At 66.9% G+C, this 11,022-nt stretch carries 13 protein-coding genes; 4 read left to right on the top strand and 9 right to left on the bottom strand.

The annotated features are described in order from the left end of the window. Positions 1-2: 2 nt before the first annotated feature. Both OXK16_03615 and OXK16_03620 read right to left on the bottom strand, forming a co-directional pair. Complete coding sequence (locus tag OXK16_03615; GenBank protein MDE0375036.1) at positions 3-665, bottom strand: DUF1638 domain-containing protein; 663 nt, start codon at positions 663-665, stop codon at positions 3-5. 1 nt (position 666) lies between these two features. Then, positions 667-1,368, bottom strand: a complete 702-nt coding sequence (locus OXK16_03620) for a B12-binding domain-containing protein (GenBank protein MDE0375037.1) — start codon at positions 1,366-1,368, stop codon at positions 667-669. A gap of 173 nt (positions 1,369-1,541) precedes the next feature. On the opposite strand from OXK16_03620, the gene OXK16_03625 reads away from it, so the two are divergent. The 4 genes from OXK16_03625 to OXK16_03640 all read left to right on the top strand — a co-directional run bounded on the left by OXK16_03625 (position 1,542) and on the right by OXK16_03640 (position 6,439). Beyond that, positions 1,542-1,994 (top strand): hypothetical protein, encoded by a 453-nt coding sequence (locus OXK16_03625; GenBank protein MDE0375038.1) that lies wholly within the window; start codon positions 1,542-1,544, stop codon positions 1,992-1,994. A gap of 141 nt (positions 1,995-2,135) precedes the next feature. Further along, complete coding sequence (locus tag OXK16_03630; protein MDE0375039.1) at positions 2,136-4,646, top strand: FAD-dependent oxidoreductase; 2,511 nt, start codon at positions 2,136-2,138, stop codon at positions 4,644-4,646. 33 nt (positions 4,647-4,679) lie between these two features. Continuing rightward, positions 4,680-5,447 carry an electron transfer flavoprotein subunit beta/FixA family protein gene (locus OXK16_03635; GenBank protein ID MDE0375040.1) on the top strand — a complete coding sequence of 256 codons (768 nt, stop codon included), beginning with the start codon at positions 4,680-4,682 and terminating at the stop codon, positions 5,445-5,447. Beyond that, positions 5,444-6,439, top strand: coding sequence for an electron transfer flavoprotein subunit alpha/FixB family protein (locus OXK16_03640; protein ID MDE0375041.1), 996 nt, complete (start codon positions 5,444-5,446; stop codon positions 6,437-6,439). The genes OXK16_03635 and OXK16_03640 overlap by 4 nt, the downstream gene beginning before the upstream one ends. On the opposite strand, the gene OXK16_03645 is transcribed toward OXK16_03640, so the two are convergent. The 7 genes from OXK16_03645 to OXK16_03675 all read right to left on the bottom strand — a co-directional run. After that, positions 6,436-7,008: an L-threonylcarbamoyladenylate synthase gene (locus tag OXK16_03645; GenBank protein ID MDE0375042.1), complete on the bottom strand. Its 573-nt coding sequence runs from the start codon at positions 7,006-7,008 to the stop codon at positions 6,436-6,438. The two genes, OXK16_03640 and OXK16_03645, sit on opposite strands and share 4 nt — an antisense overlap. After that, on the bottom strand, positions 7,005-7,883 hold the full coding sequence (prmC, locus tag OXK16_03650; protein ID MDE0375043.1) for a peptide chain release factor N(5)-glutamine methyltransferase: 879 nt from the start codon (positions 7,881-7,883) through the stop codon (positions 7,005-7,007). Before prmC ends, OXK16_03645 begins: the two co-directional genes overlap by 4 nt. Positions 7,884-8,059: 176 nt before the next feature. Further along, positions 8,060-8,317, bottom strand: coding sequence for a hypothetical protein (locus OXK16_03655; protein MDE0375044.1), 258 nt, complete (start codon positions 8,315-8,317; stop codon positions 8,060-8,062). Next, on the bottom strand, positions 8,314-9,378 hold the full coding sequence (prfA, locus tag OXK16_03660; GenBank protein MDE0375045.1) for a peptide chain release factor 1: 1,065 nt from the start codon (positions 9,376-9,378) through the stop codon (positions 8,314-8,316). The genes OXK16_03655 and prfA overlap by 4 nt, the downstream gene beginning before the upstream one ends. A gap of 22 nt (positions 9,379-9,400) precedes the next feature. Continuing rightward, positions 9,401-10,333, bottom strand: coding sequence for a DUF1385 domain-containing protein (locus OXK16_03665; protein ID MDE0375046.1), 933 nt, complete (start codon positions 10,331-10,333; stop codon positions 9,401-9,403). A 21-nt stretch (positions 10,334-10,354) separates the two neighbouring features. Beyond that, positions 10,355-10,633, bottom strand: a complete 279-nt coding sequence (locus OXK16_03670) for a type B 50S ribosomal protein L31 (GenBank protein ID MDE0375047.1) — start codon at positions 10,631-10,633, stop codon at positions 10,355-10,357. 138 nt (positions 10,634-10,771) lie between these two features. Continuing rightward, a partial coding sequence (locus tag OXK16_03675; protein ID MDE0375048.1) for a transcription termination factor Rho occupies positions 10,772-11,022 on the bottom strand: 251 nt, incomplete at its 5' end.

Genomic DNA, 11,022 nt, shown 5'->3' on the forward strand with positions numbered 1-11,022 from the left:
GATCAAGCGGCGGGCCAGGAGACAAAGGTCTCCAAGCCGGTTGCCAAGTCGCCCAATCCCACCGGCCGGTAGTGGTACTCGAGGCCCAGCCTGCGGGCGGCCTCCTCGGCCATCGTCCGCAGTTCCGGACGGTCGAACTGGGATATGTACACCAGCTTGCGGTAGTTCCCGAAGTACATGTCACGGAGTTGCGGGTAACGGTCGAGTCCCAGGGACTGCCATACGAGGCGATCGAAGTGCCGGGTGAGGAAGTCGGTCAGGTAGAAGGTGCCCAGTTCCGCCGCGTGCAGATCGTGGAACACCGGCGGGGTGGCGTAGAACTCGTAGCAATGGGCGCCGGGGAGGCGCTCCACGTTCTCCCACTTCTCCAGGAGCGCGTCCAGATGGCCTCCGGTTCCGCAGTCGGCGTAGCCGATGAGCACGCGATCGTACCGAGCGGCATCGGTTTGCAGGCGGGCCTCCAACTCCGGCACGATCCGGTCGGGTGTGTTGTGGAGGCGGGCCGGTAGGCAGGCGAGCGACACATGGTCCCAGCCGTTGAGCCTGATGAAGTAGAGGATCTCCGCGGCGAGCGCCCCGCAGGCCAGTACCAGTAACCGGGGTGGCCGGTTCCGTTCGCGCGCTCCCGGCCCGGTCCCATCCGAGATCCGGTGGCGGGAGACCAATTCAGACCTGCTCGCTCATGAGGATCCGCTTCCTGGCCACCAGGTCCTTGGCGGTCTCGGCGGCCACCGCAGCATCCCGGCAGTAGGCGTCGGCGCCCACCGCCAGGCCGAATTCCTCGTTGAGGGGAGCGCCACCCACCATGACGATGTAGTCATCCCGCATGCCCCGGTTGGACAGGGTGTCGACCACCACCTTCATGTAGGGCATCGTGGTGGTGAGCAGTGCCGACATGCCGAGGATGTCAGGCTGGTGCTCCAGTATGGCATCGATGAACTCCTCCACGTCGGTATTGATGCCCAGGTCGATGACCTCGAACCCGGCTCCCTCCATCATCATGGCCACCAGGTTCTTGCCGATGTCGTGGATGTCCCCCTTGACCGTCCCGATGACCACCTTCCCGACCGTCTCGGCACCGGTCTCGGCCAGGAGGGGCCGCAAGACGGACATCCCGGCCTTCATGGCGTTGGCCGCCATCAGCACCTCTGGGACGAACAGGATGCCGTCCCGGAAGTCGATGCCGACGATGCGCATCCCCTCGACCAGGGCGTCGTTCAGGACTTCCGACGCCGACCAGCCGCGCTCCAGCAAAATCCGGGTTCCCTCGTCGATCTCGTCGGCGAGACCGTCATACAGATCGTCATGCATCTGCTCGACGAGCTCGTCGTCGGGAAGCGTGCGGAGGTCGAGATCTTCGTCGAACATATCCATGAGAGCAGCTAGGACCCTTACCCCGACATCGGGAAAGCCGTTAGTGTTTGTCTCATGATGCGGAACAGTCCTACATCGTGGAACAGCATACCTGAATTGAAGGCCTCCAGGTACGAAATCGTGGTTTCTCTGCCATTGGCCAGTTGCCTGTAGTCAGTGAATAGTGGATGGTGGGCCGTGGGCTACCACAGCCGACTACCCGACCGGCCCACCATGACCAGGCCTGCGAGGGAATCGGGCTCAAGCCGAACCGGGTGGGCGGGCTCACCAAGTCCAGGCGCATCCGTGACCTCTGCGTCCAGGTGGGTCTGAGGCTGAACATCGAGGACACGGGCGGAACCGCCCTAGCCGACACCGCCGCGGTTCATCTCGCCCAAGCCACACCTGCCCGCTACCGGCGCGGCACCTGGTTCTGCCACGAGATGATCAATGTGGATCCGATCATCGGACGAGCACGCAACCTGGGCGGTGTCACCTGCGCGCCCGACGCTCCCGGTCGGAGCGGAACCCGATCCTGGGGCTCTAGGAGACCCGTCGCTGGTTGTCGGTCACCGATGATCGGCCCCGGACTGGCTCCGCCGGACAGTTCTAGGATGCGGAACCCGTCGTGCCCGACATAACTTCGGGTGCGCTCCGACCGCTGCCAGCCGCCCGTGATCGAACACGCAAAGCCTGCGCCCGATAGATAGAATCGTTCCGTATCGTAAGAAGGTTCCGCATCGTGGAACCGGAAGGGCTCAGGGAAGGCAGAGGAGGCAGGAATGAGCGACTTCCCGTCCAGCGCCCGAGTGGTCGTGATCGGCGCCGGCATCGTTGGGAACTCGGTGGTGAAGCACCTCGCTGCCCATGGCTGGCGTGACATCGTCCAGCTCGACAAGGGCCCCCTTCCAAACCCGGGAGGCTCCACCGGCCACGCCTCCAACTTCATCTACCCGGTGGACCACAACAAGGAGATGGCCCACCTCACCCTCGACAGCCAGGAACAGTACGAGGAGATGGGCGTGAGTGTCACGTCGGGAGGGTTGGAGGTCGCCAGGACGGAAGTCCGCATGCACGAGTTGAACCGCCGCATGACCTCGGCCAAGTCCTGGGGTATCGACAGCCGGCTGGTGACCCGGGAGGAGATCGAGGAGCTCGTACCGTTCCTAGACGTCGACGTGGTCCTGGGCGGCTGGTTCTCGCCCACCGTGTCCGTGGTGGACTCGTTGCGGGCCGGAACCCTCATGCGGGAGTACGCCCAGGATCTGGGCGCCCTATCGGTTCATCCCGTGACCGAGGTCCTGGACATCGAGACGGATCGGGGCCGGATCAGCGCGGTGGTCACCAACAAGGGCAGGATCGCCTGCGAGTACGTAGTCATCGCCTGCGGCGTCTGGTCTCCGCGCCTGGCGCGGATGGCGGGCGCGTCCATCCCCCTGACTCCCGCTGTTCACCAGATGATCGACGTGGGCCCGCTCGAGATCCTGTCGGCCACCAACAGCGAGATCGGCTACCCGATAGTCCGCGACATGGACACGTTCTGCTACGAGCGCCAGACCGGGGGCTCCATGGAGGTCGGTTCGTACGCCCACCGGCCGATCTTCCACCACCCCGACACCATCCCGTCCATCGAAGAGGCCCGGCTGTCGCCCACCGAGCTGCCCCTGACCATGGACGACTTCGACCCGCAGCTCGAGCAGGCGGTCGAGTTGATGCCCTTCCTGGGCGATGCCGAGATCAAGTACGGCATCAACGGACTGCTCTCGTTGACCCCGGACGCCATGCCGTTGGTGGGTGAGACGCCCGAGGTCAAGAACCTGTGGTCGTGCGCCGCCATCTGGATCAAGGAAGGTCCGGGCACCGGTCGGGCGCTGGCCGAGTGGATGACCCAGGGCTACCCGGAGATCGATCCGCACGCCTCCGACATCGCCCGCTTCTACCCCTACATGAAGACCGAGCGCCACATCCTGGCCCGATGCTCGGAGCACTTCAACAAGACCTACGGCATCGTCCACCCGCGGGAGCAGTGGGACAGCCGGCGTAACAGCCGGGTCAGCACCCTTCACGCCACCACCTCGGCGCTGGGGGCGGTGTACTTCGAAGCCGGCGGATGGGAACGACCCCATTGGTACGAGTCCAACGCTCCCCTGCTCGAGGAGTACGGCGACCGGATACCCGAACGCCCCCACGAGTGGGACCGCCGCTGGTGGTCGCCGATCCAGAACGCCGAGCACCTCGCCCTTCGGGACCGGGTGGGCATGATCGACCTGACCGCGTTCGCCATCTTCGACATCACGGGTTCCGGCGCTCTCCAGTTCGTCCAGTACATGACGGTGAACCAGGTGGACCGCCCGGTCGGGAGCGGCATCTACACACCCTTGCTCACCGAGGAGGGCGGGTTCCGCTCCGACCTGACCATCCTGCGCATGGGAGAGGACCATTTCCGGGTCATAACAGGCGGTTTCGACGGCGCCCGCGACGCCTACTGGTTCAGGAAGTGGTTACCGGAGAGCGACTGCGTCACCTTCACCGACATAACCTCTTCCATGTCGACCATCGGCGTCTGGGGTCCCAACGCCAGGCGCCTGGTCGAGCGGGTCACCGATGACGACGTCTCCCACGAAGGATTCCCGTACGGAACCTGGAAGCACGCCACCATCGGCTCGATCCCCGTCACCATGTTCCGGATCTCCTACGTAGGCGATCTCGGCTGGGAGGTGTACACCGCCATGGAGCACGCCCCGATGCTGTGGGAGACGCTCTGGGAGGCCGGCCAGGACCTGGGAGTGGTGCCGGTTGGCGCCGGCGTCTACGGAACCACCGGTCGCCTGGAGAAGGGTTACCGGCTGATGGGCGCCGAGCTCGAGTCCGAGTACAACCCGGTCGAAGCCGGCCTGGCCCGACGCCTGGTGAAGAAGGCCGACTTCGTGGGCAAGGAGGCCTACCTGAAGGCCCGGGACGAGGAGGCCGCCGCGGTGTGCTGCACTCTGACCCTGGAGAGCTACGTGTCCACGTCAGGGGTGGCCCGGTTCCCGATGGGCGGGAACGAGCCCATCCTCACCCAGGAAGGTGACCGGATCGTGGACCGCAAGGGTCGGGTCTCGAGGGTGACCTCGGCCGGGGCGTCGCCGTCCCTCGACACGTACCTGTTCCTGGGCTACCTGCCGCCCGAGTTCGCCCAGGAGGGCCGTAGTCTCCAGATCATGTACCAGAACGAGCTGTTCCCGGTGAAGGTGGCCCGGGTCGGCTCCAGACCTCTGTTCGATCCGGACGACGTCCGGATGAAGAGCTGAAGGCGCCAGCCCAGGGTCGAGCGAGGTTCTGACATGCGGATTCTGGTTTGTGTCAAGCGGGTCCCGGCGCCCGGAGCGAAGATCGTGCTCACACCGGACGCCCAGGACATCGACGCCTCGCTGCTTGGCTTCGCGATCAGCCCCCACGAGGAGTGCGCCGTCGAGGAGGCGGTCCGGATAGTGGAACGCGAGGGCGGGTCGGTAACCGTCCTGACGCTGGGTCCGCCCGAGGCCGAGGAGCAGCTGCGGGCGGCGGTGGCGGTCGGCGCCACCTCGGTGGTCCTGCTGCCGAGCGACATCCCCGACTGGGACCCGGTTTCCACGTCCGCAGCCCTGGTCTCGGCCATTGCCCGGCTGGAGGAGGAGCAGGGCGAGCCGTTCGGCCTCGTCATGTTCGGCAACGAATCGGCCGACTCCGGCGGCTTCCAGGTGGGTATCCGGGCGGCTCGATCCCTTGGACGCCCGATGGTGACCGGCATCAAGGGGATCGACACCGAGGGGGATTCGATCGCCGCCCGTCGCGAGACCCCATCCGGCTGGGAGTTGTACCGCCTGCCGTTGCCGGCGGTGGTCGGGGTCAAGGAAGGGATCAACCTGCCCCGCTACCCGACGTTGAAGGGCCGCATGGCGGCTCGCCGGGCGCCGGTGGAGACCATGGAGCCCGTTGCCGGCTCGAGCGGCCAGTCGAAAGTGATGCTGATGACCCCGCCCGATGCGGGCTCGGCGGTCGAGATTCTCGGCGAGGGCCCGGAAGCTGTGCCGGCCATCGTGGACATCATGGAAAGCCTGGGTCTGGTATGAGCATCTTCCTCTACCTGGTCGAGCATGATCGGGGCCGGGTCGACGAGACCACGCTCGGTGGCATCACCGGCGCCCGGATACTGGCGGAGAGCCTCGGCGCCGAGCTCCACGCGGTAGTGATCGGTGCCGGTGCGGCCTCGGCCGCCGGCGGCCTCGACGCCTACGGCGCTGAACAGGTCCATCTGGTCAGCCACCCTCTCCTGACCGACTACGGCCCGGATGCGTGGGGGGAGAGCCTCTTCCAGCTGGCCGGGTCGGTGGGCGCCGGTGCGGTGATCGCCACGGGAACCGACCGTGGCAACGAGGTGATGGCCCAGGTCGGCGCCCGTGCGGATCTGGCCATGGTGGCGAACTGCCTGGAGATCGAGCCGGACGGCGACGACTGGTTGATGACGCGGGTCCGGTGGGGCGGAAGCCTCCACGAGCGGGCCCGGTTGTCGGCGCCCGTCAAGCTGGTAACCCTCGCTCCCCACAGCACGGAAGCCGCGGCCACCGGCCAACCCGCAGCCGGAACAGTCGCGGAGTTCACCCCCGAGTTGGGCGAGTCCGACACCGTGACCATGGTGGTGGACCGGGTGACCGTCTCGGAGGGCATAACCCTCGCCACCGCCCCGGTGGTCGTCAGCGGCGGGCGCGGGGTCGGGAGCGCAGAGGCCTTCGACATCATCGAGGAGCTGGCGGGCCTGCTGGGAGGAGCGGTGGGTTGCTCCCGGGTTGTAACCAACAACGGCTGGAAGAACCACAAGTTCCAGGTGGGCCAGACCGGCACCGTGGTCGCGCCCGACCTCTACGTCGCCTGCGGCATCTCCGGCGCCATCCAGCATTGGGTGGGAATGATGAACGCCAAGAACGTCCTGGCCATCAACATCGACCGCGACGCGCCCATGGTCACCAAGGCCGACTGGGCCGTGATAGCCGACCTCCACCAAGTCGTGCCGGCCATATCGGCCGAGATCGCCCGCCGCCGCACCCTGGCCGCCGAGTCCGGCTAGGAACTGGCCTCTAGATAGACCGGTCCCTCGCGGAGGACGACCGGGGGAACGCGGGTGAGGTCGACAACGGTCGACGCCTCGCCTCCCTGCCGCTCCCCCTCCAGGTACACGGGCACCTGACCGCCGAAGAGCGCCCGGGCCTCGACGCTGTCCAGCGCGGGCGCCGAACCGCTCGGGTTGGCGCTCGTAACCGCCAGAGGACCGGATCCCGCCAGCAAGCTCCTCAGGAGATCGTGATCCGGGACCCGCACCGCCAGCGTGCCGCGTTCGTGGTTCCCGACACCCGCGGCCAATGCCACCCTGGCGTTCAGCACGGCTGTTAGCGGCCCCGGCCAGTGGGGTTCGACGAGCCGCCTATCCGCCTCGGCCCAATCCACGAGCCCTTCGATTTGATCGAACGAGGCCGCCAGCACGGCCAGTGGCAACTGCCACCCACGCCCCTTGATCCGGAAGAGTGACCGCACCGCCTCCTCGTTGGCAGGATCGACCGCCAGGCCGTAGACGGTGTCCGTGGGCACCCCTACCACCTGGCCGGTCCGCAGCGCTACCAGCGCCGCGTCGAGGCTCATGCGGTGATCCGGGCGATCAGGAACCGATCCCGACCGGCCAGGTCGGGGAGGACGCTTGCCTCCCACGGCGGGCCCCTGAACGCCCAGCGAATCTTGGCGCCCTGCCGGTCGCCTATCTCGGCGACCAGAACGCCATCGGGCGCCAACCACTCCGGCGCCTCCGATGCGAGGTACCGGAATATGTGGAGGCCGTCGCCTGCCACCAAGGCCAGGCGGGGCTCGTAGTCCCGGACCTCGGGAGGCAGCTCGAGCCACTCCGAGTCCGAGACGTAGGGGGGATTGGTGACGATCAGATCGACCTCGCCGCGTAGGGACGGATGGAGTGCGTCGAGACGATCCCCCAGGCAGAACTCGGCTTCCACCTGGAGGAGGGCGGCGTTGAGCCGGGCCAGATCTAGGGCGTCATCGCTGATGTCGGTTGCTATGACGCGCGCCGCCGGTCGCTCATGGGCGATGCCGATCGCCAGGCATCCGGAGCCGGTCCCCATGTCTACGACGGTGCATGGTCCGTCGGGAACCAGATCGAGGGCCTTTTGCCACAACTGCTCCGTCTCGGGCCGGGGAATCAGGACCCGGTGGTCCACCAGCAGTTCCAGCGGACCGAACTGGACCGTTCCCTCGAGGTATTGAAGCGGCATCCCGGCCGAACGCTGCTCCATCAGCCGGTAGAACATGCTCACCGTGGACCGGTCGATAACCAGCCCGCCGAGCAACTCGGCACGGGGTCGGCCTGTGATGGCTGCGAGCAGCCGCACCACCTCATGGGGCGGCAGGCTGCAACTTCCGATCAGGAGTCTGGAGTTGACGCCTCCGACCGGTAGCCGCCCATGGTCATTTGCTGCTTTCAGCCCCGGCAGGCCCACAGATCCCAGCACCAGCGGCACCCTCTAGTGGTCTGTCTGTGGAACGGCGGTGTGGTATGGCGTCGGCAGCGGTGTTCCTCGCAAGGCCCGCTGACGAAGGCGTACCCGCAGGGTACGTTGAGGAAGCGGAACGCAGCGACGGGACGACGATGGCCGCCAGAGCACCCGGTTGTTTCGCAGACAGACCACTAAACCTCGTGAATCCCTAGACGTAAGCCCCGGGATGGGATGTCGATCATCGTTGAAGGGGGCAGTCCGGCTGCCCGCAGTTCGGCCGCGAGCACCGCCAGGGCCGCGGCCGGGTCGGCACCGGACAACTCCACGTCTATAGCGCCTTCCGACGCCCCTATCACGGAGCCGGACCGGCCGAGACAGCTCTGCACGATCTCCTCGATGGCCTCGGCGGAGAGGTCGGTGTCAAGCGGGAAGCGAACGAAGAAGATCACTCGCCAGCCATCCGCCGGGTGGCCTGATCCGATGTGAGAGCGTCTACGAACGCGGCGAGTTGGCCGTCGAGGACCTGCGTGAGGCGCCTGATGACGAGGCCGATCCGGTGATCGGTCACCCGGTTCTCCTTGAAGTTGTAAGTTCGGATCTTCTCCGACCGATCGCCGGTTCCGATCTGCGACCGTCTGCCCGCGGCGCGCTCCGCGGCGCGGGCCAGGTGCTCCTCCTGGTACAGCCGGGCCCGGAGCACCCGGAAGGCCTTTTCCTTGTTCTGGAGCTGGGACTTCTCGTCCTGGCACGTGACAACCAGGCCGGTGGGCAGGTGGGTGATGCGAACCGCGGAGTCGGTGGTGTTGACTGATTGCCCTCCCGGTCCCGACGACCGGAACGTGTCCACCTTGACGTCGCTCGCGTCGATCTGCACGTCGACCTCTTCGGCCTCGGGCATCACGGCCACGGTGGCCGTCGAGGTATGGACCCGCCCCTGCGACTCCGTCCTCGGAACCCGTTGGACCCGGTGGACCCCGGCCTCGAACTTGAGCCTCGCGAATGCTCCACGACCGGTCACTCCGAAGGTGACGGAGCTCAATCCGCCTCCTTCCGCAGGCGCGCTGTCGATCGGCTCCCAGCCGAAGCCCTCCGTCTCGGCGAACCGCTGGTACATGCGGAGCAGTTCCCCGGCCCATAGGGCCGCCTCCGCGCCCCCGGCGGCGGCCCGGATCTCGACGATGGCGTCCTTCGCGTCGTCCGGGTCGGTGGGCGTGAGCGCCGCCCTGAGCTCGGCGGCCATGCTGTCGGCTTCCTGCCGGCGGGCCACCGCCAGCTCGCGCAGTTCCCGGGCAAGATCGGGGTCAAGCTCGATGTCGGCCAGCTCGATCGCTTCCCGGGAGTCGTCGACCGCCGCCTTCAACGACCGGAAGGACAGGACCAGCGGCCGGAGTTCGGCGTAGCGGCGGGAGACCTCGCCGTACCGGATCGGGTCGCCCAGCACGGCCGGATCGGCCATCAGACCCTCGACCTCACCGTACTCCTGCTCGATCTCGGTGAGCCGATCGGTCAGCCCCTGGTCCACCACTCCCCACCTACCTGCCCGTGGCGCTCAGCGCCTCGGGAATGATCGGACCCCTCCGGGCTACCTCGTCGACCTCCTCGTCCGTCAGAGCGACCAGCAACGCGGCCACCGCCACATCGATCATGTTCGTCTCGGGAACCCGTGTGGTCAGTCGTTGCAGCCACAGGCCGGGAGCGGTGAGGATCCTCCCCACGGGCCGATCTGCTTGCGCTCCGCCCAGCTTGAGAAGCTCATAGGAGATACCGGCCACGACCGGAATCAGCACCACCCGGCTCGCGATCAGGCCGTACCACGGAAGGCTGCCCACCAGGCTGAACACCACGATGGCGGTGAGCATGACCAGCAGCAAGAAGCTGGTCCCGCACCGCGGGTGCTCCGGGCGGTAGGCGGAGATGTGGTCCCGATCGAGCGGATCGCCCGCCTCGTAGGCATGGATGGTCATGTGCTCGGCGCCGTGGTAGGCATAGACACGCCCTATCTCCTCCCAGCGCCCGATCAACCACACGTAGCCGACCAGCAGGGCGATCCGGATCACCGCCTCGACCAGGTGGAACACCCACGACGAAGCATCCAATCCACCCCAGCGGACCACCAGGAGGGGAACGACCACGAAGAACCCCACGAAGAAGACGGCGGCGATGGTCATGGAACCCGCCATCTGGCCCTTGGTGACGGGCTTCTCTTCCTCTCCGACCGAGCGCTGCCCCGACCACGCCAGGGCGCGGAACCCCAAGGTGAGGCTCTCCCCCAATACCAGCACCCCCCGGACCAGTGGAACCCTGGCCCATCGAGAGCGCGAGCTGAGCCTCGGTAGGCGGTGGCGGACGGCTTCTATCTCGCCGGACGGGTTGCGAACCGCCACGGACCAGGCGGATGGCGCCCGCATCATCACCCCTTCGATTACCGCCTGACCTCCGACGGTCGACACCGGGGACTCGGACATGTGCCGGATACCCGAGACGGACTAGGAAGGTTCGCCCGCGCCTCCCCGATCACGGGCCGTCCTGCCGTAGCGCCGCTCGAAACGTTCCACCCGTCCCGCCGTGTCCACCAGCTTCTGCTTGCCGGTGAAGAACGGATGGCTCGCACTCGATATCTCTACCCGGGCCAGGGGATAGGTCTGGCCATCCTCCCAGACGATGGTCTCGTTGGTACGGATGGTCGATCGGGTCAGGAACGCGAAGTCGACCGAGGGGTCCTGGAACACCACGGGCCGGTACTCGGGATGTATGTCACGCTTCACGTGTCCTCCTGTTCGCGCTCTGGTGCCTGGACGGCGGCAAGGCAGCCGCCTCGGGCCGGGTCTCGCAAGCCACGGGATTATGCCACGTCCTCCCAGGCTAGATTCCGCAACGGCGCCCCGCCGGCGCCGGTTTGCGGTCTAGTTGCGCGACCTGGCCACTTCCGCCAGGAAGTCGGCATTCGACTTCGAGGTCTTCAGCTTGTCGATCAGCAACTCGAGCGCCGCCCCCGGCTCCAGACCCAAGAGCACCCGGCGCAGCTTCCAGACTTGCTGGAGCTCGTCCGGATCGAAGAGGAGTTCCTCGCGCCGCGTACCCGAGGAAGCGATGTCGATAGCCGGGTAGACCCGCCGGTCGGCCAGTCTACGGTCGAGGCGTAGCTCCATGTTGC

It is taken from the genome of bacterium, from assembly GCA_028821235.1.
GTDB lineage: Bacteria > Actinomycetota > Acidimicrobiia > Spongiisociales > Spongiisociaceae > Spongiisocius.